The organism is Marinicella meishanensis, from assembly GCF_019931145.1.
GTDB lineage: Bacteria > Pseudomonadota > Gammaproteobacteria > Xanthomonadales > Marinicellaceae > Marinicella > Marinicella meishanensis.
In genome coordinates, this window is the sequence record NZ_JAIOUV010000001.1 from 504,900 (window position 1) to 528,254 (window position 23,355).

At 53.5% G+C, this 23,355-nt stretch carries 18 protein-coding genes; 9 read left to right on the forward strand and 9 right to left on the reverse strand.

The genetic code is table 11. The features are described 5' to 3' along the window. Nucleotides 1–49: 49 nt before the first annotated feature. The 5 genes from K7G70_RS02225 to K7G70_RS02245 form a co-directional block, all read right to left on the reverse strand. Complete coding sequence (locus K7G70_RS02225) at nt 50–2,206, reverse strand: LTA synthase family protein (protein WP_223786962.1); 2,157 nt, start codon at nt 2,204–2,206, stop codon at nt 50–52. Between the two features lie 158 nt (nt 2,207–2,364). Next, nucleotides 2,365–3,300: a glycosyltransferase family 2 protein gene (locus tag K7G70_RS02230; protein WP_223786963.1), complete on the reverse strand. Its 936-nt coding sequence runs from the start codon at nt 3,298–3,300 to the stop codon at nt 2,365–2,367. 121 nt (nt 3,301–3,421) lie between these two features. Then, nucleotides 3,422–3,790, reverse strand: a complete 369-nt coding sequence (locus K7G70_RS02235; protein WP_223786964.1) for a VanZ family protein — start codon at nt 3,788–3,790, stop codon at nt 3,422–3,424. Next, nucleotides 3,774–4,865 (reverse strand): tRNA-queuosine alpha-mannosyltransferase domain-containing protein, encoded by a 1,092-nt coding sequence (locus tag K7G70_RS02240; RefSeq protein WP_223786965.1) that lies wholly within the window; start codon nt 4,863–4,865, stop codon nt 3,774–3,776. The genes K7G70_RS02235 and K7G70_RS02240 overlap by 17 nt, the downstream gene beginning before the upstream one ends. Nucleotides 4,866–4,904: 39 nt before the next feature. Further along, nucleotides 4,905–6,833 (reverse strand): serine/threonine protein kinase, encoded by a 1,929-nt coding sequence (locus tag K7G70_RS02245; protein ID WP_223786966.1) that lies wholly within the window; start codon nt 6,831–6,833, stop codon nt 4,905–4,907. A 235-nt stretch (nt 6,834–7,068) separates the two neighbouring features. Between K7G70_RS02245 and aspS the strand changes: the two genes are divergently transcribed. The 3 genes from aspS (at nt 7,069) to K7G70_RS02260 (ending at nt 10,430) form a co-directional block, all read left to right on the forward strand. Continuing rightward, nucleotides 7,069–8,844, forward strand: a complete 1,776-nt coding sequence (gene aspS / locus K7G70_RS02250) for an aspartate--tRNA ligase (protein WP_223787007.1) — start codon at nt 7,069–7,071, stop codon at nt 8,842–8,844. Next, a complete protein-coding gene (locus tag K7G70_RS02255) occupies nt 8,837–9,448 on the forward strand; it encodes an esterase/lipase family protein (protein ID WP_223786967.1) in 612 nt (203 codons plus the stop codon). The genes aspS and K7G70_RS02255 overlap by 8 nt, the downstream gene beginning before the upstream one ends. Before the next feature lie 94 nt (nt 9,449–9,542). Further along, a complete protein-coding gene (locus K7G70_RS02260) occupies nt 9,543–10,430 on the forward strand; it encodes a mechanosensitive ion channel family protein (RefSeq protein WP_223786968.1) in 888 nt (295 codons plus the stop codon). 43 nt (nt 10,431–10,473) lie between these two features. Here K7G70_RS02260 and K7G70_RS02265 read toward each other — a convergent pair whose 3' ends face one another. Together K7G70_RS02265 and K7G70_RS02270 are read right to left on the reverse strand one after the other, a co-directional pair. Next, nucleotides 10,474–11,238 (reverse strand): class I SAM-dependent methyltransferase, encoded by a 765-nt coding sequence (locus tag K7G70_RS02265; protein WP_223786969.1) that lies wholly within the window; start codon nt 11,236–11,238, stop codon nt 10,474–10,476. 58 nt (nt 11,239–11,296) lie between these two features. Then, nucleotides 11,297–11,629, reverse strand: a complete 333-nt coding sequence (locus K7G70_RS02270) for a YegP family protein (RefSeq protein ID WP_223786970.1) — start codon at nt 11,627–11,629, stop codon at nt 11,297–11,299. A 173-nt stretch (nt 11,630–11,802) separates the two neighbouring features. Between K7G70_RS02270 and K7G70_RS02275 the strand changes: the two genes are divergently transcribed. The 5 genes from K7G70_RS02275 to bioD are packed head-to-tail and all read left to right on the forward strand — an operon-like array spanning nt 11,803 to nt 17,538. Beyond that, nucleotides 11,803–13,980 (forward strand): LPS-assembly protein LptD, encoded by a 2,178-nt coding sequence (locus K7G70_RS02275; RefSeq protein ID WP_223786971.1) that lies wholly within the window; start codon nt 11,803–11,805, stop codon nt 13,978–13,980. A 2-nt stretch (nt 13,981–13,982) separates the two neighbouring features. Next, nucleotides 13,983–15,242, forward strand: coding sequence for a peptidylprolyl isomerase (locus K7G70_RS02280; RefSeq protein WP_223786972.1), 1,260 nt, complete (start codon nt 13,983–13,985; stop codon nt 15,240–15,242). Nucleotides 15,243–15,265: 23 nt separating this feature from the next. Then, on the forward strand, nt 15,266–16,183 hold the full coding sequence (pdxA, locus tag K7G70_RS02285) for a 4-hydroxythreonine-4-phosphate dehydrogenase PdxA (RefSeq protein ID WP_223786973.1): 918 nt from the start codon (nt 15,266–15,268) through the stop codon (nt 16,181–16,183). After that, entirely contained in the window at nt 16,180–16,932 is a 753-nt protein-coding gene (rsmA, locus tag K7G70_RS02290) for a 16S rRNA (adenine(1518)-N(6)/adenine(1519)-N(6))-dimethyltransferase RsmA (protein ID WP_223786974.1), read from the forward strand. Before pdxA ends, rsmA begins: the two co-directional genes overlap by 4 nt. Before the next feature lie 6 nt (nt 16,933–16,938). After that, nucleotides 16,939–17,538: a dethiobiotin synthase gene (gene bioD / locus K7G70_RS02295; RefSeq protein WP_223786975.1), complete on the forward strand. Its 600-nt coding sequence runs from the start codon at nt 16,939–16,941 to the stop codon at nt 17,536–17,538. Nucleotides 17,539–17,564: 26 nt separating this feature from the next. On the opposite strand, the gene K7G70_RS02300 is transcribed toward bioD, so the two are convergent. Together K7G70_RS02300 and K7G70_RS02305 are read right to left on the reverse strand one after the other, a co-directional pair. Beyond that, the gene (locus tag K7G70_RS02300; RefSeq protein WP_223786976.1) at nt 17,565–20,078 is read right to left on the reverse strand and encodes a TonB-dependent receptor plug domain-containing protein; all 2,514 of its coding nucleotides are present in this window, start codon (nt 20,076–20,078) and stop codon (nt 17,565–17,567) included. 99 nt (nt 20,079–20,177) lie between these two features. Then, nucleotides 20,178–21,626, reverse strand: coding sequence for a TonB-dependent receptor domain-containing protein (locus tag K7G70_RS02305; protein ID WP_223786977.1), 1,449 nt, complete (start codon nt 21,624–21,626; stop codon nt 20,178–20,180). 169 nt (nt 21,627–21,795) lie between these two features. On the opposite strand from K7G70_RS02305, the gene K7G70_RS02310 reads away from it, so the two are divergent. Beyond that, nucleotides 21,796–23,337 carry a choice-of-anchor I family protein gene (locus tag K7G70_RS02310; RefSeq protein ID WP_223786978.1) on the forward strand — a complete coding sequence of 514 codons (1,542 nt, stop codon included), beginning with the start codon at nt 21,796–21,798 and terminating at the stop codon, nt 23,335–23,337. The last annotated feature ends 18 nt before the right edge of the window (nt 23,338–23,355 follow it).

Genomic DNA, 23,355 nt, shown 5'->3' on the forward strand with positions numbered 1-23,355 from the left:
CTGTTGCAAAAATTACGAATCTTGCTTACTCCTTTGATGATATGGACAATCATTCAGCGGCTTCGGTCAAGTGGATGCGGAACTGGGACCCAGATCCTTCAATGGTCAGGCGGCTGTTGTCGTTGTCGTTCACAGCACACACATGTGGTTGCTGGCATTGGATGGACAGGTTCAAGTCTTGCAATTGGTTCATGAATGCTTGATTCTGTTCGTTGTGGATGCCGAACAACACATAGCCACTGGCAGCTTGATCGGTCCGCTGTTTGAAATACTGCACCAATTCAGTCGGTTCGGTGATCAGGATCAATTGGCTGATTTCTTTGCGTGCCCAATTAAATTGCATGATGAAAACACCGGTTCTGATGAACCGCTCAGGTTCCAGGGTGAACCCTTGGTGTCTGAATTGTTGCTTCAGGCTGTTGGCGTTCAGGGTGATGTCGGTGATTTTTTGTTGGTCTTCAGTGAACTCGATGGCCACCTCAAAGTCGGCTTTGAACTTGATGCCTGACTGCACATTGAACTTTTCGGTGTAGCCATACAATTTGTGCACAATGGCCCGGTGGTCGCACAGATCTATCGAATCTTTCGGCTGAATGGTTTTGTTCAAATCAAACTGACAATCGTGGCTCAGATCGACGAGCTGTCCGCCTTGATAGAGGTGGTTGCGGGTCAATAAGGGGCGCTGTTCGTTGCCCCCAAAAGCATCACCGAGGATGAACTTGACATTGTGTTCCACGCCCAGCAATGCAAGGGCGGTGGTGCCCAAATCATACAAGCCCATGGGATGCATGGGTTGCTGGTGATCAGGATCGATGATCATGCCAAAAATCTCACTGCTGGTGATGTCGGCACCGAACAGATCTTGGGTGTAGCCGGTGTTGAACACCGTGTGGTCTGCGGTAATGATCAGGGTGGTGTTTGACAGCAGGTTTTGGTCTTTGAGGTGCTGGTACAAAGAACCCAGCAGGTAGTCAGTGCAGTGGATGGCTTGAATGAACTTGTCATCAGAGTGTGGGTAGACCGGACACCCAGGTGAGGGATATCCTTTCAAGTGGGTCCCCAAAGTCAACAAGCTCAAATGGAAGGGTTCTGGTCGGGCCGCCAATTCAGCAATTTTTTCTTTGGCTTTGGTAAACAACACATCGTCATTCAAGCCCCACCAACTGAAGTTTTCTGCTTGACTGGTGTCATAATCTTCATGACCCCAAACCGCATCATAACCATGGTCCAACAAGAATTCACCTTTGCCAGCGAATGACTTTTTGGCCCCGCCCATGAATTCTTGTCGATAGCCGGCCTTGCTTAACACATCGGTGAAACAGGGGATATTGAAATAGTATTTTTCACCCGAGGCCAAGGTGTTGTTGCCCATCAACATGTTGGGAATGAAACCGCAATGCGCCGCGATCAGGCCGTCCATGGTGAAGTTGCCGGTGGCGATGTACGGCGAAAGTTGACCGTGTTGGTCAATCATGGCTTCCAATTTGGGGGTGATGCCGGGGTATTTGGGGTGGCCAATGAAGGCATTGCTGAAAGACTCCAAATAAACCACGATCAAATTTTTGTCTTGTGTGGCTTGGGCGGCGATGTTGCTTTTATCGGTGGCCAAATGGTTGATGCCCAAAAAGGCCATGTCTTTGATTTCGTTTTCATAAACACCCCGAACATTCATCAAGGTGCGGTATTCAACATAGCCGTCGTACAACCGCCCAAAGATGGTTTGTTTGAACAACACCAACAACAACACCAGCGACGCAAAAAAGGCCACAGTTTGTTGCAGCCGGGTGAAGACCCCTTCGGCGATGAATAAAGCCCAATTGGTTAAGGCAATGAACAGCAAAATCAAAAACATGGGCAGTAGGTACTCTTTGACGCCCAAAACAAAGGCATCCCAATTGAAGTGAAAGATGACTTCAGGGCCAAAGGTCATGCCAGAAAAATCGACGATTGACGCTTCAACAAATAATATGAACAGGGTTGTTGAAACCAACAAAACTTTGAAAGCAGTGATGCAGACCCGCAACCACATCGGTTGTTTGGGCCGAGGAAAAAACACCAAAAACAAGGCCAACCCCAAGGAGCCCAATATCAACTCAGCCAAATGCAAGTCCTTGAACAGGATGTTTTTGTTGTTCAAGTAGTTGGATTCTGCAAAGATCAGCAGAAACAACGACACCAAAACGAGCCAAGAAAAAGTTTTTTTCATTCAAATTCCATCGATGAAACATGCAGGGTGGTGGCCGCACGCTGGGCTGGTGTTTTCGTTAGCACAATCGTGTGACAGTTTGGTGATTATACGGGAAAAAATTACCCGAGGGGGTGATTTTGGGGTTCCGTGGGCACCGTAGGCAACACCCTGGTTGGTCAGGAATCGGTGGGTGGTTGGTACTCTTCCACCAAATAGATCGGGCGTTGTTTGCTTTCATCGAACATGCGGCCCAAATATTCACCGATGATGCCCAAAGCGGTCAACTGGATGCCGCCGAGGAACAAGATCACCACCATCAGTGAGGGGTAGCCCGGCACGTCGTTGCCGAGGATCAGGGTTTTGGCAATGATCACGGCGCCATAAAAGAAGGCGAAGATGGCCACCGTCATGCCAATCCAGGTGGCAAAACGCAAAGGCACATAACTGAATGAGGTGATGCCATCCAGGGCAAAGCGCCACAATTTACCGTAGTTCCATTTGGTTTGGCCAGCGGCGCGGGGTTCGCGCTCGAACAACAACTGTTTTTGTTTGAAGCCCACCCAGGCGAACAAGCCTTTCATGAAGCGGTTGCGTTCACGCAGTTTGTTGACAGCGGTGTAGGCTTTTTTCGACATCAGGCGGTAATCACCGGTGTCCTTGGGGATGTCGATTTTGCTCATGGCGTTGATCGCGCGGTAGAACAAATTGGCGGTGGCCTTTTTGGTGGCCGATTCACCGTGCCGGACTTTGCGGGTGGCATACACCACATCGTAGCCGCTGTGCCAGGCCGCAATCATGTCTGGAATCAATTCTGGTGGGTCCTGCAGGTCAACATCGATGACCACAGCGGCATCGGCGCTGGCGTGATCCAGGCCAGCAGTGAGGGCATATTCTTTGCCGAAATTGCGGCTCAAAGCCACAAAACCAAAGCGCCCATCGGCATCGTGAATTTGCCGCATCACCTCGCGTGATTCATCGCTGGATCCGTCGTCGACGAAGATCACCCGCCAGTCCACATCGCAGCTTTGCATGACCGCTTGGATGCGTTCCTGGAACAATGGCAGCACCTCTTGTTCATTGAAGACTGGGACGATGATGTCAACAGATGGCATGGGCATGGTGGTGTAAAAGGGGGTATTTTAACCAAACCGCCAGCAATTTGCTCAGCTTGTTTGTCAATATGCCAGCTGGCAGTCAATCACGCGGCCCTGGGAGGGGCGGCTGTGGGCTGGGTCACGGCATCAGGTATTTGATGCGCCAGCGCAGCCCATAAAACACCAGCCAAGCCAGCACCACGCCCGTCACATTCATCAGCCAATCCATGACCTCCAAATACCGATATCCGGTCAAAGTCTGCAACCCTTCCAAGGCGGTGCCCAGGCCCATAAAACCCAGCACAATGGCCAGCGGTCGGGCGGGGTGGGTGTGCAAAAACCAATAAGTCAGTATAGCATAAGTGCCCAGGTGCAGCAGCTTGTCACCACCACTCACCGCCAAGGGCGTGGCCGGCAAGCGGATCAAAGACAGCACCACCACGCCCGCGACCATCAGCCAGCCGATGAATCGCAGCCAAAAGTGGCGGTGTTCAGTCCAGCCCTTCATGTTGCAGCAGGCACTCATAGTCCCGTTGTAAATGGGACCAGTGACAATGAACGGGGGGCAGGGGAACGGCCAACACCTGATCCAGTTGCGCGAGGATGGCCCGGGCTTCTTGACTGGGGTCATCGGGGGTTGATGGGTACAGGTTGGGGCTGGGGTACAGCTCGGGATACACCAAGCGGTTGGGGGCCAATGGCCGACAACCACAGGCCACCGCTTCCAGCATGGCCAGGCCCTGGAAATCATGGTGGGCAGTGGACAACACCACATCGGCCCGACGCAAGATGGCCAGGTATTCGGCCCGCGATGCCACATGGCCCAGATGCAAACACTGGTCCGCGTGGTCTTGGGTGATGGCATCGAAGGCGGCCGGTTGTTGGCGAAACTGTTGGCCCAACACATGAAACCGCAAAGCCGGTTGTGCCGGGGTCCGCGCTTGACACAGGCGCAAAAGTTCAAGCAAGGTTTCGGGGCCCTTGTCGTGTTCCCAGCGGTGATTCCACACCACTTCGATGGGTGCGTTCTGCGCCCGGTTGGTGGTTTGATCCTCCCCACAGTCGGTGGCCAGCGGCACCGGCAGCACGGTGCTTTTGCGCTGCAGTTGTGACAGCAGCTCGGTCGGGATGCCATCTGGCATGCGCTGGCAGAAGTCGGCCACACCCTGCCAATAACTGTCTCGATTGTAAGCTGAGTTGAACACCAGGCGATCGGCCACCGCGCCGGCCAACAGGCTGCGCAACTGCAGCGCCACCAGCCCTTGTTGCTGCCGATTGACCGGGTAGGCAAATTGATTTTCGTGGAAGTACAGGGTGTTGGGGATTTGTCCCAAATGGGGATACAGGCCCCGCAGGGTGCTCAAGTCGGTCATTGACGTGGCCAACAGCCGATCATAGGGCTGCAGGAGCAGTTCGTCGTATTTGGCTTGGAAGTTCAGCGCATTGCCAGCCATGCGCCAGGCAAAGTGTCGGGGTTTCAGGGTCAGGACCTGCCATTGGTGTTGACCAAAGCGCTGCACCAGTTGTTGGCGCCAATGTCGATGCGAGCTGGCATCGTAGGCAGACAGGAGCAAAATCCTCAAGGGGCTGGTCACCTGGCTGCCTTCAGTTTGTGGTCAAGGTCACTTGTTCTTGATGTCAGCTTTGAGTCGATCAACAAATGTCATCACCGCATCCTGCGCGGTTTCGGTGGCATTCAAACTGGTGTATTGCAGCTCAGAACCATAGCCATTGCCGATCGAATCACCACTGGCCAGGTCATAGCTGTCGACGTCCAACTGGGCGCTGTACATGATCGATGAACGACCGTAGTATTCCAGGGTTTGTTCGCCGACGTGGTTGACATTGGCGATGATCATGGCTTCGCCGCCATAGGCGTCGAGTTTGCTTTTGATGGCGGCCAGGTCAATGCCCTGGGCCATCACTTGCGCCAGACCCGGTACGAATTGTTCGTTCAACACCTTGATGTTGTCGCGCCGCAGTTCTGATTCAAGGATTTTTTCGATGGGGTTGGCCACCGCCGGATCGCCGAATACCAGCACCGCAATGCCTTTGTCTTTTTTCACCATTTTGGGTTTTCTGACCACCGGGGTGCTTTGTTTCGCCACAAAATCATCCACCGACTTGGTGGTGTTGTCCACCGCCGCCACGGTGGTGGCATTGGTGGTGGTTTGTTGTTGTTGATCAATTTTGGCTTGGTTGATGGCGCCGTCATTGTTGGCATTGTTGGCCAGGTTTGGCTCGGGCTCAGTGTTGGTTTGGGTGGTCACGGCACCTGGGGCCGATGCGGAATTGATGTTGTCATTGGCCGCCATGGTGGCGTCGCCGCTGTTGGCATCAACCGCGTCTTGGTTGGCCGCCAGCTGGTCATTCATGTCCTGGCTGAGCAGTTGTAACTCGGCCTTGGATTTGAGTTTTACGTCATCCAGTTGGCGGTCGTCGTTGTTGCCCAACAGGCTCATGGCCTGCGTGCTCATGGTCAAACTGTTGTCCACCGGTTGCTCGCCTTTGAATGGGTTGGGGATGAAGCCTTCATACATGCCCACGGCACCCACGCCCACGGCCAAAAACAAGGCCAAGGCGCCCCACACGGCTTTGTTGGATTTTTTCTTGCTGGTGGGCACCACGGTTTCTAAGGTGGTCGCGGCCTGCATGGTCACTTGCTGTGACAGGTTGCCGACGGGTTTCTTTTCAGGCACCACCGACACGGCTTGTTTTTTGACTTCGTCCAGATTCAATTCAATGGTAGAAGGGCCCAAATGTTTGATCACGTCCTGACAGGACTGGAACCGCTCTTCGGGGTTCTTGGCAATCATTTTTTCCAAGATGTATGAAGTCTTTTTGTCGACTTTTTTATTCACTTGGCGGATGTCCGGAATGTCGGCTTGCACCACTTCCAACATCAAGCCCAGGGGGCTGTCGTTTTCAAACGGCACTTTGCCAGCCAACATCTCATAAAACACGATGCCCAGGGCAAAAATGTCCGACCGCGCATCGACTTCTTTGCCGGTGCACACTTCCGGTGACAGGTAGCCTGGGGTGCCGACGAACTCACCGGTGTTGGTCAGTTTGTCGCCATATTCGCGGGTTTGGGCGATGCCGAAATCGACCACTTTTACGGTGCCGTCATCACACAGCATCAGGTTGGCGGGTTTGATGTCACGGTGCACCAATTCGCGGTCATGGGCCACCGCCAGACCGGCACAGGCTTGGCGCAATATTTCTTTGGCGTGGGGTACGGTCAACACGTGGTTGCCACGCAGCAGATCATCCAAGGATATGCCCTCGATGAACTCCATGGCGAAGTACGGTTGGTTGTCTTCCATGCCAATGAAAAACACCTGAATGACGTTCGGGTGGTTGATGGCGGCCATGCTTTTGGCTTCGCGGGTGAAGCGCTCAATCAAGCCCTCATCGCCCAACAAATGTTCGCCCAGGGCTTTGATCGCCACGTGCCTGTTCAATGAAGGTTCCCAGGCTTTATATACCACGCCCATGCCGCCTCGGCCCAATTCCGACACGACTTCATAATGACCAAATTTCTTCTTCATTTCTGTTTCCGACATAATGTTATCCCACACCGACCCACGCGGTTTTATTTTTTCGAACCTACAGTGTAGTCATGTGGTTTGAATATGAGCTTAACCCAAAAACCCAAGAATTGTGAAGCAGATCACTTTTAAATCGCCTGTTTTGGCCATTTATCGCCATAAATGGGTGTTATCTGAAGTGTGGGTTAAGGTAAAATTGCCTGCTTTTTTAACGAATCTTGAAGGTTTGAACATCATGCGCAACGAGTTTTGTGGTCAGGTCACGGAAAAATACCTGGATCAACAAGTTGAAGTCTGCGGCTGGGTCGGCAACCGCCGCGACCACGGCGGGGTTATTTTCATTGATCTCAGGGATCACACGGGCCTGTTACAGGTGGTGGTCGAGCCAGACAATGAGACCGCTTTTGCCATCGCCGAAAGTGCCCGCTATGAATACTGTTTGCGGGTCACCGGCACGGTCAGAAATCGCCCTGAGGGGCAAAACAATGACAAGCTGGCCACCGGTCAGATTGAAGTGGTGGTGGATGAGTATCAGGTGTTGAATCCTTCCAAACCTTTGCCGTTCATGTTGGATGAACACCCCGGTGAAAACATCCGCTTGCAGTACCGTTATTTGGACCTGCGCCGGGACAACATGCAACACAACATGCGCTTGCGTTCAAAACTGATTCATGCGCTGAGACAACACCTGCACCAACAGGATTTTCTGGACATTGAAACCCCGGTGTTGACCAAAGCCACACCCGAAGGCGCACGTGACTTTTTGGTGCCTTCCCGCATGAATCCCGGTCAGTTTTATGCCATGCCCCAATCGCCGCAGTTGTTCAAGCAGTTGTTGATGATGTCTGGCATGGACCGTTACTACCAAATTGCCCGCTGTTTCCGCGATGAAGATTTGCGCGCCGACCGCCAACCGGAGTTCACCCAGCTGGACATCGAGATGGCCTTTGTGGAACAAGAAGATGTGTTGAACATGGCCGAAAATCTGATCCGAGACACCTTCAAAGCGGTGTCGGACATTGAACTGGCCCAACCCTTCCCGCGCATGACCTATGCCGAAGCCATGCGCCGCTATGGCTCCGACAAACCAGATTTGCGGATTGATCTGGAATTGGTCGATGTGGCCGAAGCGGTCAAGGACTCAGACTTCAAGGTGTTCTCGGCCCCAGCCAACGATCCCCAAGGTCGGGTGGCGGTGTTGAAAGTGCCCCAAGGCGGGGCCAACTTCACCCGCAAGCAAATCGATGAATACGAGCCATACGCCCGCCGTTTTGGTGCTCGAGGCTTGGCCTGGATCAAGGTCAATGACAAAGCAGCCGGGAAAGAGGGCTTGCAATCACCCATTGTGAAGTTCCTCAGTGACGATGCCTTGTCGGGTATTTTGGCGGCCACCGGAGCTGAAAACGGCGACTTGCTGTTTTTTGGGGCCGGCAAATACCACGAAGTCAGCCAATTCATGGGCGCCTTGCGCCTCAAAGTGGGTCAGGACATCGGTCAAGTCAGCGACACGTGGCAGCCCTTGTGGGTGGTCGATTTCCCGATGTTTGAATACAACGACGATGAAGACCGCTGGGATGCTTTGCACCACCCATTCACCGCCCCCACTGGCACCGCCGATGCATTGAAAAACAACCCCGGTGAGGCCCTGTCCAAAGGGTATGACATGGTCATGAATGGTGTGGAATTGGGCGGTGGCTCAATCCGTATCCACGACCAACAGATGCAATCCACGGTGCTGGAACTGCTGGGCATCAGTGCACAACAGGCCCAAGAGAAATTTGGTTTCTTGCTGGAAGCTTTGCAATTCGGCTGTCCACCCCATGGTGGCATCGCCTTTGGGATCGACCGCATGGCCGCTTTGTTGTGCGGCGAAGAATCGATTCGTGAAGTCATTGCGTTCCCGAAAACGGCCAGCGGGCATTGTCCTTTGACCGCCGCGCCGTCGCCGATTGATGCGGCGCAGTTGGCCGAAGTGCATGTCCAGGTGATCGCACCGGAAACGGATGACTGAGAATCAGCAGCCCGCCGTTGTGTTGGTCCATGGCTTGTACATGAAGCCCTGGGCCTGGCGCACTTACCGTCGTTTTTTGCAAGACCACGGGTTTCGGGTTTACCTGTTCGGTTACCACACCACCGCCCGGCCGTTTGAATCCTCGGTGATGAAATTGGTGGCTTTGGTCAATTCACGCCCAGAGGCCACCGTGCATTTGGTGGCCCATTCCATGGGTGGCCTGTTGTCGATGCGGGCCCTGCCAGAAATCCACAAAGCCGGCAAGTTGGTGATGTTGGGCTCACCGGTCAAAGGCTCGAAAGTGGCAAAAAAACTCAAACAAATCGGCTGGCACAAGGGCTTGTTGAACCACGCCACCGAACCGTTGACGGTCGGTTTGGGCGATGCCGTCAACCAACGCGAAACCCTGATGATCGCCGGCACCTCACCCTATGGTCTGGGCCGCTTTATCGAGCCTCGCCTGGGTCCCAGTGATGGCACCGTGGCTTTGCATGAAACCCAGGCCGACTGGATCGACCGGCACCAAACCATTCACAGCAATCATTTTGGTTTGCTGCGCAACCAACAGGCTTTGCAGCATACCTTGGATTTTTTGCGGGATTGATCCCACCGCGCTGCTCTCGTTCTTACAATTCACGCCACATTGGCTGCTTGCTTTGTTAGAATCGGTGCCTGTTAAATATCTACGGGAGCCATTCATGCAACAAACTGACCAAGCCGCCGCCGAAGCCGCCGGAGGCAACGAAAACCTGATCACCCAACTGAAAAACCAAGTCTCAGAATACATGACCAACCCCGAGTTGTTACTCGATGTGGCCCAGTCTTTGTTGCTGGCACTGCTGATCTTTTGGGTCGGCAAGCGCATCGCCAAACTGGTCAGCAACATGACTGGCAAGGGCCTGAGCAAAACCGGCAATGAATTGATTCTGGTCAACTTCATCAAAAACATCATTTATTACGTGTTGTTGGCGGTGGTCATCGTCATGGCCTTGGGTCAATTGGGCGTGCAAACCACTTCGTTGATCGCGGTCATGGGTGCCGCTGGTCTGGCCATTGGTTTGGCCTTGAAGGACTCCTTATCCAACCTGGCCTCAGGGGTGATGTTGGTGCTCACCCGTCCGTTCCAAAAAGGCGACTTTGTGGACGTGGCCGGGACCTCCGGCAAGGTCACCGAGATCAAATTGTTCAGTACGTATTTGCTGTCCCCTGACAACAAAAAGCTGATCATCCCCAACGGTCAAATCACGGCCGATGTGATCACCAATTACACGTCTGAAGGCAGGCGCCGGATTGACTTGGTGATTGGGGTGGATTATGCCGATGACATCAAGCAGGCCAAACAGATTTTGGAAGACACCGTCAAGGCCCATGAATTGGTGCTGTCCGATCCGGCACCGGTGGTGCAGTTGGGTGAGTTGGCCGATTCCAGCGTCAACTTCAAAGTGCGGCCTTGGGTCAACACCGATGATTATTGGACGGTGCACGCCGATTTGATGGAACAAATCAAACTCAACATCGAAGCCGGTGGTTGTTCGTTCCCATTTCCACAGCGGGATGTGCATCTGTACGAAAACAAAGCCAGCTAAACAACCGCCTCCAGGCACCAGCCCCGCAAGCTGCTTGTGGGGCTTATTTGTGGGCCACCGCCACCAAGCGCTCGGCGGTCAGATCGTAGTCATCACCGGTCAATGAACCGAAGATGGTGACCTGTTGGAAGCCAGCGGTTTGTAACATCTGGGTCAATTCATGCGCTGAATACACAAAGTGTTCATATTCCCAGCGGTGGGCTTGATCACCCCGCACCAGGATCCATTCATTGGCATAGACGCTCATGTCGTTGATCAATATTGGCCGCTCAAAACGCAAGTCGCCGTTGACATACTCGGTGCAATGCACCGGTTCGATGGCATGGGCGGCTTGTTCTTTGCCAAAGGTGTCGATCACCAAGGTGCCACCGGGGTTCAGCCATCGGTGGGCGTTGTTCAGCACCTGTTGGTTGTCTGCTGGTTTGGGATAATAACCGAATGAAGTGAACAGATTGGTGATCAGGTCGAACGAGTCCTGCGGCTGAAAAGCCAGCAGATCGGCTTGCACCAGGCTGGCATCCAAGCCTTGTTGGTCGATCAAATTGGCGGCCTGGTTCAGCAGAAATCCGCTCAAATCAACCCCGGTGACCGTCAGTCCTTGGCGGGCAAAGCCCAACACATGGCGTCCGGGACCGCAAGCCAAGTCCAGCACCGATGCCACCGGCTGTGCCACCAATTGCAGGATTTGTTGGCATTGTTGATTGGCCAGGGTGAAGCTGTCTTCGTCGAACATGCAGGGGTAAAAAATTTCCCACATGTGGTTGTCGTCATACCAGGGCATGGTGTTCTCGGTGAATTGCTTGGACAAAAAAAGACACTTTAACGAAAAAGTGCCTTTTCTGATAGTCTCAAAATGGAATCAATGCTTATCTTTCATCGACCACCGCGGCATCGGCGGCGTTTTTGGCCACGGAGGCCATGCCATTCTTACAACCGCTGTCGGTCTTGTACATTTGCGAGCGACCGATTTCCTGGCCGTTGTTGGCTTTCAGGACGAAGTAGGTGCGACCGTCTTTGGCTTCGCGGCATTCAAATTTGGATTCGTCACCGGCGTTGGCCCGGACTGACTCAATGCCATTTTCGCAACCAGAAGCCGAGCTGTAGCCTTGTGATTGTAAAATCACTTCACCATTGCCTGCTTTCAACACAAAATAATCTTTACCGTCTTTACCTCTTGTAATGCAAAATTTTCCTGCCATGATTAAAAACTCTCTCTGTTTGAGGTGACCGAAAGCTGGCTGTTGTCACAATCAGTGGTCACTGTATAAATAATAAATATCCGTGGGGGACATTTGCCTGTAACCATATTAAAATAGGCGATTGAGAATGTAAAACACATATTATAAAAGTTTACAATTGCCTTGGTACTAGTTTGAAGAATCGTTCATTGCAGGCGCTGACCGGCGTCATTTTCAGTTTACAGTTTTGCGTTGTGGCCGATGCACAGGTGGCCTCATGTCCGGCCGTCGATGTGTTGTTGACCCCGGAACAACGCCATTGTGTCAGTCAAACGGTGACACCAGGTAAAATTGGCTTGTTGGCCAAACGTTCGGCGCGCTTGGGCGAAGGTGAGTTTTTGTTGGATGGTGATGTGTGCATCATGCAAGACGACCTCCGTTTGATGACGCCACGCTTGCATTACTTTCAACAACAACAGGTGTTTGACAGTGAGGGCGGGGTGTTGCTGCAAAACAGCACACAACGCATCAGTGCCGACAACATCCACTTTGATTCAGTGCAACGCACTGCTGATTTGGGCGGGGTCAATTTCTTTTTAATGGACTCCGACTTCAATGGGCAAGCAGACCGCATGCAGCTCAATGACGACCAATCACAATTGAACCGCTTGACCTTTTCCACCTGTTCTCCTGAACAGCGGGACTGGGAAATTGTGGCCAAATCGGCTGACCTGGACCACCAAGCTGGCATGGGCACGTTCCGTGGCGTCAGCTTGCGTTTCAAAGACGTGCCGATTCTGTACCTGCCATGGGCCAAACTGCCGTTGAACAATGACCGCCGCACTGGCCTGTTGGTGCCCGGCATTTCATACTCAGACAACACCGGCTTGGATTTGTCGTTGCCGTACTACATCAACATCTCGCCCCAGGTGGATGCCACCTTGGTGCCGCGTTTCCTGCAACAGCACGGCGTCATGTTGGGCGCGGAGTTTCGCTATTTGTCGGCCCGTTCACGCGGCACTTTTGAAGGCACGTATTTGCCCAATGATGACCGCAGAGACCGCGATCGTGGCTTGATTGATTACCGCCACCAAACCCGCTTTGCCGATCGCTGGTTGTTCAGCAGTGACCTCAACCACGTCACCGATTCGCAGTACTACGAGGATTTTTCCAACAGCTCATACATCGCCTCCACACCCTATCTGCGCAGTGCCATCAACGTCCGTGGAGACGGTTTGAACTGGCGCTTTTTTGCCGGCATCAATGACTATCAGGTGTTGAGCCAAAACATCACCGCCAGCAATGAACCCTACCAAACCTTACCAGAGATCTCATACTCTTGGTTTGATTACAATTACCAACAACAACTCAACTACGGGGTGCGCACCGAGCTGGTGAATTTTTACCGGGAAGACTCGGTGGGTGCGTGGCGCAGTGACATCACGCCTTGGATTGAGAAACAATGGTCCAATGCCTGGGGCTACATCAAACCCAAGCTGCAGTACCGCAGCACCCATTACCAGTTTGATGACGACCGCGAGGACTTGTCGCGCAACCTACCCATTGCCTCGGTGGATCTGGGCATGAGCTTTGAGAAAGCCATGCCGTCAGGCGGGTTCAAGTCATTGGAGCCTCGGTTGTTCTATGTCTATGCGCCAGAGCGGGATCAAACCGACATGCCCATCTTCGACAGCCGTGAACTGACCTTTGGTTCTTCCTTGTTGTTCCAAACCAATCGCTTTTCCGGTGCCGACCGACAATCAGACATGAATCAAGTGGCCGCTGCCATCACCCACCGCAGCTTTGCAGCCGATGGCAGTGAACTTTGGAACGCCACCATCGGTCAAATCAAATATTTCGATGATCAGCTGGTGCAAATCATCAATCAGCCTGAGGATTTAACGAAATCTCCATTGATCATCGAATACAATCACTTTTTGACGCGGTATTGGAATGCTGGATTGAGTTTGCATTATGACCAGTCGGCCGAAGAGATTGAACGGGGCTTGTTGCGGGTGCAACGCAAAGGGGCCAACAACAGTGTGCTCAACTTTGCCTATCGGTTTCGACGCAATCAGTTGGAACAGTTTGACACCTCATTTGTGATCCCCATCAAAGACCAACACCGCCTGATTGCGCGATGGAATTATTCCACCCGCGATCACAAAACGATTGAAGCGCTGTTTGGTTATGAGCGCAAAAACTGCTGTTGGGCCTTTCGGGTGATGGGCCGACATTATTTGACCGATGAATCCGGTCAATCCAACAACGGCATCTATCTGGAAATACAATTCAATGGCTTGGGCTCGCTGGGCCGCAACCCAAGACGCATACTGAAACAAACCATAGCAGGATACCAAGAGGTCTTTTAATCATGAAAAAAATGACATCATTCATATTTTTATTCATCACCGCAGTGGCACCAGCACAACAGTTGCTGGATGAAATCGTGGCGGTGGTCGATGACAACGTCATCATGCGTTCTGAATTGGACCGTGCGGTGGCTTCCATCAAGCGCCAAATCGAAGCCAGTGGCAACCAAGTGCCACCGGCTGACATCCTCAATTCACAGGTGCTGGAACGGTTGATCGTGCAGGAAATCCAAATCAACCGCGCCGAATTGGTCGGCATTCGGGTGGCCGATGCCGAAGTGGATGCGGCTTTGAGTAACATCGCCTCACAAAACGGCATGACTTTGGCACAAATGCAACGAACCATCGAACAAGATGGCTTCAGTTTTGCCGATTTTCGTCGCGACATGAAGCGCGACATGCAGGCTGAACGCGTGCGCTATGCCTATGCCAATTCCAGCGTGAAAATTTCCGATCATGAAATCGATTTGTTCTTGGCCGACAATGAACTGGATCAGGGTGAAGTCGACATCCAGCATCTGTTGATAGCCACCAGTGCTGAGAACGATGCCGCCGCCACCGAAGCGGCCCGCACCGAAGCCGAAGAGCTGTTTGAAAAAATCCAGAACGGCGAGAACTTTGCGGTCTTGGCCACCAAGTACTCCGATGGTCAGAAAGCCCTGGAAGGCGGTCGCCTGGGTTGGCGCCCTGTGAATCAGTTGCCACCGTTGTTCGCCGAGCAGGTGAAATTGATGAGCGCCGGTGAAGTGACCCGCCCGATCCGTTCACCCAGCGGGTTTCACATCATCAAACTGTTGGACAAGAAAAGCGAGACCACCAAAACCGTTGATCAATACAATGCGCTGCACATCATGGTGGAAACCAATGAAGTGATGGCGCCGCGCGAAGGCATGAATGTGGCCAATGACCTGTATGACAAAATCATGGCCGGTGATGACTTTTCGCAACTGGCCGAAGAGCATTCTGATGACCATTCATCGGCTCCCTTGGGTGGGGATTTGGGTTGGTTTCAAATCAACCAGTATGGCCAACGCATCGGTGAAGTGATCCAGTCCCTGGATGTCAATGAGGTGTCCGAACCCTTCCAAACCGAAGCCGGTTGGCACATCATCAAGTTCATGGGTAAGAAGGAAGCCGATGTCACCGAAGAGTTTCAACGGGCCCAGGCCTCCAACGCCATCCGCGCGCGCAAAGTGCAAGAGCTGATCGAATCGTGGATTCGGGAAATCCGCGGCGAAGCTTTTGTTGAAATCAGAATTTAATCCCTGCGGTTCAGAGACGCCAGATGATCGCCATCACCCTGGGTGAACCCGCCGGCATCGGGGTCGAGCTGGTGGCACAACTGGCCATGCAGCGGGCCTTGGATGATTGCGTGTTGGTGGGAGATGCCAACTGGATCCGCGACGCCTTGCCCGATGTCGCCGAGGTGAATGTTGAGCATGTGCCCATGGCCACCCGACCCGTACCGGGTCAATTGGACCAGCGCAATGCCGAGTACGTGTTAGAAACCATTCGGGTGGCGGCCGACGGCTGTCAAAGCGGGCGTTTTGCCGCCATGGTCACCGGGCCCATTCACAAAGGCATCATCAATGAAGCCGGCATCCCCTTTTCAGGACACACCGAATACCTGGCTGCATTGACCGACACCCCCAAGGTGGTGATGATGTTGCTCAATGAAGTGATGCGCGTGGCTTTGGTCACCACCCACCTGCCATTGAAGGACGTGTCGGCCCAGATCACGGCCGCTGAATTGAGCCAAGTGATTCAGATTTTGCACCAAGACATGGGGCGAAAATTTGGCCTTAAACAGCCAAAAATAGGGGTCTGTGGTCTCAACCCGCATGCCGGTGAAGGCGGCCACTTGGGCCGCGAAGAGCTGGACACCATCATCCCCACCTTGGACGCCTTGCGCCAAACCGGTATGGACCTGGTGGGCCCGATACCGGCTGACACCTTGTTCACACCCAAACAGGTCAAACACCACGACGCCATATTGGCGATGTACCATGATCAGGGTTTGGCCCCTTTGAAATATGCCGGCTTCGGCCGGTCGGTGAACATCACCTTGGGCTTGCCCATCATCCGCACCAGTGTCGATCATGGCACCGCCTTGGACATCGCCGGCCGGGGTTTGGCCGATGCCGGCAGCCTGCAAGCCGCCATCGACTTGGCCCGATCTTGTGTGGCCCGGACCGCGGCATGAAAGCCAAGAAGTCTCTGGGCCAAAACTTCCTGCAAGACCAGGCAGTGATTCATGGCATCATTCAGTTGATTCACCCACAAGCCGGCGAGTCGATCATCGAAATTGGTCCGGGCCAAGGCGCCATCACCGATCATTTGCAGGCCAGTGGCGCGCAATTGCGCTTGATTGAGTTGGACCGTGACTTGATTCCTCAGCTGCAGCAGCGTTACGCCACAGCTGACAACGTACAGATTGATCACATGGATGCCTTGCAGTTGGTGTTGTCTGGGGAGCCAGTCAAAGTGGTCGGCAATTTGCCTTACAACATTTCATCGCCCTTGTTGATTCGCTTGTTGTATCAAGCCGCCCACATCCATTCAGCGGTGTTCATGTTACAAAAAGAAGTGGTGCAACGCGTTTGTGCCGAGCCGGGAGACAAAACCTTCGGCCGCTTGTCGGTGATGCTGCAACACCGCTTTGATTGTTCGGCGCACTTGGACATCCCGCCCACCGCCTTCATCCCACAACCCAAGGTCGACTCGCAAATCTTGCTGCTGACGCCCAAGACCAAGCCCACTGACTTGCCCCTGCCGGCCTTAGAACAATTGGTCAAACAGGCCTTTGCCATGCGCCGCAAAACCATCCGCAACAACCTGAAAAAAGGGGTCAGCAACGAACAACTGGCACAGGTGGGCATTGATCCGGGACAACGGGCCGAAACCATTTCGCTGGCCCAATATGAACAGTTGGTGTTGTTGCTCAACGCATAAAACCGCATGCAGATCACCCGCCATCAAGACTTGCCCAGTTGTTTCATCACCGCCACCGACACCGATGCCGGTAAGACGTTCGTGTCTTGTCAGATCCTCAAGGCCTGGCAACAACAAGGGCTCAAAGTAGCGGCCTACAAACCCGTGGCCTCTGGAGCCATTTGGCAACACGGTCAGCTGGTCAGCGAAGACGCATTGGCTTTGCATGCCGTGACAAAACAGCCCCTGGCTGAGATCAACCCTTACACCTTCGAAGCACCGGCCTCACCGCACATCGCCGATGTTGACGGTGCTTTTGCTATGGATGCCTGTTTGACTCACTTCCGGCAGTTGTTGGCCAATTATGACCGGGTATTGGTCGAGGGCGTGGGTGGTTGGTGTGTGCCCTTGAATGAAGAACTGATGTTGGTTGATCTGGTCAAAGCCATGAATTTGCCGGTGGTGATGGTGGCCCGCATTGGCTTGGGTTGCATCAACCACAGCCTGTTAACCATCGACCGAATCCGGCAAGACACCGACCTGTATCATGGTTGGATCGCCAACCGCATCGACCCCGACTTCAATGATGCCGAAGCCAACATCCAAGCCATCATTGACCGCAGCTGAAGCCAGCGGCGGTCAACGCCAAAACATCAGAATGTTTGTGTGTAACGGGCATAGACGTTGCGGCCATAGGTATCAAACAAAAAGCTGTTGAACTCGTCGTTGGAGCTGGGGTTGATTTGCGAGGAGAATCGAGGCAATTCTTCACCCAGGTTTCGTGCCCCCACAGTGAACACGCCTTGCCATGGGGTGTGGTAATTGATTTGTACGTCGTGGCTGGTCCAGCTGGGTGCATAGAAAAAGTCATCATTGTCACCATCACCAGCGATGTGATTGATGTGGTAAGCGAAGACCCAATCACCGATGGCAAAACGGTTGTTCAACTGGCTTCGGACTCTGGGGGTTCCGCGGCCACGCATGGCGTTACCGGAACCGTCAAAGCGGTATTCATCCAAATACATGGCCTGTAATTGGCTGTTGAATTGACCACCAAAAACTTCATATTCAGCTTGGACATCCAGGGTCAGTCCGGACAGGTCCAATGAACCGCCATTGCCATAGCCCACCGCACATTGGCTGTAGCCTCCTTGGCCATCCGGCTCACAGCCTAAGCCCCGAGGAATGGGGCGGTTGTTTTCAATCAAGGAGATCAATCCGGTTGTGCCAAAGTTGCGGATGCGATCCTTCAATGCCAGGTCCCAAAAACCCAAGCCCAACTGCCAATGGTCAGAAAATTCGTAGCTGATATCGATGTTGAATTGTTCGATTTGTTCAGATTGCAGGGACGGGTTGACCTCGCTGATGGATACGGGATCGAAGGGATCAATGATGGAAATTTCTGGGGGTTCTGGTGTTGAGTTGAATCTGCGCAAGTCTGGCGTGCTGTGATCCTGGCTGTAGGTTCCGCGCACCGTCAAACCGGACTGTGGTTGCCACACGGCAGTGAATTTGCTTGAGACCTCACTGCCCACATCCGAATAATCGTCATATCGGGCAGCCAGGTTGAATGTCAGCTGCTCATGGATGGCCATGCCGGCTTTGAAAAACAGACTGGTGGTGTTGCGATCGCCACCGGCCGACCGCCCGACCGTACCGCCCACCAGTCCGGCAGTCGATTGTGGGTCATATTGATCATAATATTCCGTTTCCATGTGAGCGGCGCCAACCACCAGGTTCAAGGGTTTGCCGAACCACTCTGAAGGGCCAAAATGCAGGGTGCCAAACCACTCGTCCTGATCGTATTTGGCTTCTCGAAACAGCGTCACTTTCATGGCGTTTAACACGTTCTCTGGGTTATTGAATGGGTTACCCAGATCATAGGTGCCGTCGGCGATGTAGGCTTCTGCCACATCGCGCAGTAAAAAGTTTCGGCTCACATCACTGGCCCGGTTGTCGCTGTGACGAAATCCCACTTCAAGGTCTGCCCCTGACAATTCGGCCCGGCTACCGACCTGAAAATCGAGCAATTGATGGGTCACGTTGTATTCTCTGTTACCCAAGGCAGCAAAACGATGCCACCAATTCACGGGCTGTGGGTCCAAACCCAAACTGGCATCGAACAATGGGCTGTTGGGATTGGTGGGGTTGTTGGGGCTGTCAGCTGGCAGGGGGCTGAAGAAAAATGATGAGTCAGGAACGGGTGCCAACAGTCCAAACGATTCGGCCTGACTGAATGCACTGGTGGCCCACAGCTGCCAGGTGTCATTGATTTGGTGGGTGGCTTTGACATACAGGGACCGGTTCTCCAAAGCCGGTTCATCTGAGGCGATGATGGATGGGTCGAAAGCACAACGGCTGCCATTCAATGATGAGCTGTTGGGAACCAAGGAAAAACCGGGACCCAGGTTGTCACATCCGGTGTTAAACGAGGTCCAATTGAATTCATCGGCCCCAAAGCTCAGGGTGGTGAAGCTGTTGCCAAACACCGAAGCGCTGGACACATCATTAGGCAAATCATTTTCCGCGATCAATTCCCGGTCATTCCATGACACCCCAGCCAAAACACGGGAGCGGTCCGAACGGGCACCGAACACCAAGGAGCCTTCTTCGCGTTCGCCACCGGCCCTGGGGTAACCAACATCGGCCGTGCCCAGCATCAATTCAGCCCCTTCAAAATCGTCGCGGGTCACCACATTGATCACCCCACCGACGGCATCGGCACCGTACAAGGCCGAGCCCCCTTCGGTCATCACTTCAATCCGCTCAATGGCACCCAAGGGCAGCAGGTTCAAGTTTTGCCAAGCTGGCGCATGCGGGGATTTGGGTAAACGCCGACCATCGACCAGCACCAAGGTCAGGCCTGCCCCGCTGCCCCGCAACGACACGGCGGCATCAGCTTGCGCGGTGGATCCCGTTTTCGGTCGGTAAGAGCCGAATGAATTGCTGGGCAAATGGCGAATGAAGTCGGCCGCATGACTGGCGCCGCTCAACAGGATGTCTTCGCGGGTGTAAATCTGAACGTTGCTGGCAGGGTCTGCAGCGGTGGTTGTCAGGCGTGATTGCACTGTGGTTGAGTCGGCATCGGTTGCAGGCAATAAGCCAGCGGCGGTCAGGGCCAACGCCAGCAGCACACTCGGTTTGTTGAACTGTTTCTCTCGTTCCATATTGTTTTCTAATTGTCATTAATGGGATGACGCCATGATAAGCCATCATCTGCTTTCATATGAGCAGAAATGGGCCCAAAAAAAACAAATTTGGGCCCATTAAAATTCTTGCGTGTACCGGGCATACACAATGCGGCCAAAGGGGTTGTACAACTCTGTTTGATAGCGCTCAGCAGTGAACCGTTCTTGACCCAATGGTGGTGCTTTGGCCAACAGGTTTTGAATGCCTAAGGTGAGCTGACCTTGCCAGGCGTTGTGGTGGTTGAATTGCACGTCATGGGTGACCCAGGTTGGGGTGCGGCTGGTGACCACATAGGCCAGTTGGTCTTGTTGACCAACCAGGTTGATCTGGTGATGCAGTTGCCAGTTGTTCTTACCGAAGCTGTGACGCCATTGCAACCGGTGTTTGGGCTGATTCAGGCCGCCCACCCGATTGCCGCTGTCTTGGATAGGCTCTGGGTAATAACGGGGATTTTCAGAACTCAGTGGTAACAGGCCCACATAGCGGTCTTCCAGCACATGCACTGACTGCCAGTTGGTCGCATAAGTGCCGCCAAATACATCGGCTTGAAATCCCATTGCCAACAACACACTCTGGTGGTCTAGTTGTCCCACATTGCCAAAACCCACCACACAAACCCCATCAGCACATCCCATGCCAGAGGGTATGATGATGTCGGGTACATCGTTGGCAAATACCACATAGGATGCCGGTATGTCGCGAATGACGTCTTCAATGCGGCTGTCCACATAACTGACCTGTATAAGGGATTGATTGGTGGGTTGATAGTTTATTGACAACCTCCACTGGTCTGCTTGTTCGGCTTTCAATGAGGCATTGAAACGGTCAATGACAGTCACATCACGCAAGTAACAGTCCATGGGTTGTGGCGCCCCCAAACAAATGGGTGGATAGATGATGTCTTCGGTGGTGATGTCGTCATTGCTGGGGCTTTGGTACAAGGACGGTCGATTGAAATCGTGGCTGTAGGCGGCATGAATTTGCAGCGAATCCCAAGGTTGGTAGGTCATGCTCAAATGGCCCGCATGGGCAGCTTTGAACCGATTGCTGTCACTGTAACGGATACCCGCATCCAATGTCAGCTGGGTGTGAATGGGGGCTTGCATCAGCAAGGACAGATCGGCGATGGATTGCTTGCCATGGCGGTTGCGAACGGCATCAAAGCCACCGTTGAGCTGTCCCGCCAAACTCAAGGGGTCATGCACATCGTGGTACTTCTCTTGCCGGTATTCGGCTTTGGCCGTCAGGGTCAAATTACCACCGGACAGGGTCATGCCTTGATGGGTGTATTGACCGTACAAAGACTGTTGGTCATGCCGCGATTCGCGGTATGCCGTGACCCGCAATGCATCGAGCACACCGGCTTGGCTGGCCGGGGATGCTTGTAAGTCAAAGGCACCGGACTCCACTGCCGCCAAGGTCGCTTCATGCAAGAAAAAATTGCGCCCCACCTGCTCAAATTGGTGGTTGCTGTGATGCCAACCCAACTGCCATTGGTGATCGGTGAAATGGCCATTCAATTGCAATGAACCGCTGATCCATTCGGCTTGGTTGAGACGTTTTCGTGGGTGCTGTGGGGCCCTGGTTCAAGTCACCAGATTGTCATCCAATCGCAACCGAATCCTCATTTTGGCTGGGTAAGCTGTGGGCTTTTTAACCGCGGCGCCAGCCGCGCTTTGTGAATCAGAGGACCCCATGAAATTCAACTTTCGAACCACCTGCCAATTGGGCGCTTTGTTGGCTTATAGCGGCATCGGCCAGGCCCAAGTGACTTTGGAAAAAATCAACACACTGAGCACCGGTTTGGGTGAAGGCTCGGCCGAAATCATCAGTTACGATCCCGGCAGTCAGCAACTGTTTGTGATCAATTCCGGCTTTGCTTCATTCAGCATTTTTGACTTCACCGATCCGACCCAGGCCAGCACCGGCACCGGCATTGACCTGTCTTCTTTTGGCGCCGGTCCCAACAGCATCGCCAGTCACAACGGCGTGGTGGCCGTGGCGGTGGAAGCCAACACCGTGACCGATGCCGGCACCGTGGAATTTTTTGACACCTCAGGCAACCACCTCAGAAGCTTAACCGTCGGTGCCTTGCCTGACATGTTGACCTTCACCCCTGATGGCAATCAACTGCTGGTGGCCAATGAGGGTGAACCGGATGGTGGCATCAACCCACTGGGTTCGGTCAGCTTGATCGACTTGAGCAGTGGCGTGGCTGCGGCCACGGTCAACACCCTGGACTTCACCGCTTTCAATGTGGGCCAGCCACGTCATGGTGAATTGCCGTCTGCGGTGATCATTGCCCCGGGTCAAGCGGTGGCCGAAGATCTGGAACCCGAATACATCGCCATCAGTGAAGACGGCAGTCAGGCTTTTGTCACCTTGCAAGAAAACAACGCGGTGGCGGTGCTTGATCTGACCACCCCGGCCATTTCCAGCATCCTGGCCTTGGGCTTCAAAGACCACAGTTTGGTGGGTAATGAACTGGACCCCAGTGACCGCGATGGACCGGGTGGTACCGGGGCGATCAACATCAACAACTGGCCAGTCAAAGGCATTTACATGCCCGATGCCATTGCGGCGGTGAATGTGGGCGGCAGCGATTACTACTTGACTGCCAACGAGGGTGATGCCCGGGATGAAGACGACCGCATCGGCAATTTGTTGTTGGACCCCACCGCTTTCCCCAATGCCGCCACCCTGCAATTGGATGAGCAGCTGGGGCGACTGGATGCCCAAACCAACTTGGGTGGTTCGCCATCAGGTTTCACCGAATTGTTTGTCTATGGGGGCCGTTCTTTTTCCATTTGGGATGGCAGTACCGGTGCCCAGGTGTTTGATTCGGGCAGTGAAATTGCCTTCAAGATTGCCGAATTAACGCCCGAACTGTTCAATGCCAACAATTCGTCACCCAGTGACTTCGATGAGCGCAGCGACAACAAAGGCGCCGAGCCCGAAGGCATCACCACCGCCCAAGTGGGTCAAAAACACATCGCCTTCATTGGTTTGGAACGGGTCGGTGGGGTCATGGTTTATGACATTTCAGAGCCGGCTTTGGCCGAATTTGAAAGTTACCACCCCGCCAGCGATGGCGATGTGGCACCTGAAGGTTTGTTGTTCATTGCCGGCGCCAACAATGGCAGCGGCACCGACTTGTTGTTGGTGAGTTATGAAGACACCGGCACCATTGGGGTGTTTCGGGTGTTGGATGTGATCTTTAAGAATAACTTCGAATAAACCACCGGGTCTCGTCAA

Bases quoted from the DNA above. Each gene is read 5' to 3' on its own strand.
- bioD (WP_223786975.1), top strand. From the start codon at position 16,939: ATGCAGATCACCCGCCATCAAGACTTGCCCAGTTGTTTCATCACCGCC.
- K7G70_RS02255 (WP_223786967.1), top strand. From the start codon at position 8,837: ATGACTGAGAATCAGCAGCCCGCCGTTGTGTTGGTCCATGGCTTGTAC.
- K7G70_RS02300 (WP_223786976.1), bottom strand. From the start codon at position 20,078: ATGGAACGAGAGAAACAGTTCAACAAACCGAGTGTGCTGCTGGCGTTG.
- aspS (WP_223787007.1), top strand. From the start codon at position 7,069: ATGCGCAACGAGTTTTGTGGTCAGGTCACGGAAAAATACCTGGATCAA.
- K7G70_RS02245 (WP_223786966.1), bottom strand. From the start codon at position 6,833: ATGAAGAAGAAATTTGGTCATTATGAAGTCGTGTCGGAATTGGGCCGA.
- K7G70_RS02225 (WP_223786962.1), bottom strand. From the start codon at position 2,206: ATGAAAAAAACTTTTTCTTGGCTCGTTTTGGTGTCGTTGTTTCTGCTG.
- K7G70_RS02260 (WP_223786968.1), top strand. From the start codon at position 9,543: ATGCAACAAACTGACCAAGCCGCCGCCGAAGCCGCCGGAGGCAACGAA.
- K7G70_RS02280 (WP_223786972.1), top strand. From the start codon at position 13,983: ATGAAAAAAATGACATCATTCATATTTTTATTCATCACCGCAGTGGCA.
- K7G70_RS02270 (WP_223786970.1), bottom strand. From the start codon at position 11,629: ATGGCAGGAAAATTTTGCATTACAAGAGGTAAAGACGGTAAAGATTAT.
- pdxA (WP_223786973.1), top strand. From the start codon at position 15,266: ATGATCGCCATCACCCTGGGTGAACCCGCCGGCATCGGGGTCGAGCTG.
- rsmA (WP_223786974.1), top strand. From the start codon at position 16,180: ATGAAAGCCAAGAAGTCTCTGGGCCAAAACTTCCTGCAAGACCAGGCA.
- K7G70_RS02235 (WP_223786964.1), bottom strand. From the start codon at position 3,790: ATGAAGGGCTGGACTGAACACCGCCACTTTTGGCTGCGATTCATCGGC.
- K7G70_RS02310 (WP_223786978.1), top strand. From the start codon at position 21,796: ATGAAATTCAACTTTCGAACCACCTGCCAATTGGGCGCTTTGTTGGCT.
- K7G70_RS02230 (WP_223786963.1), bottom strand. From the start codon at position 3,300: ATGCCATCTGTTGACATCATCGTCCCAGTCTTCAATGAACAAGAGGTG.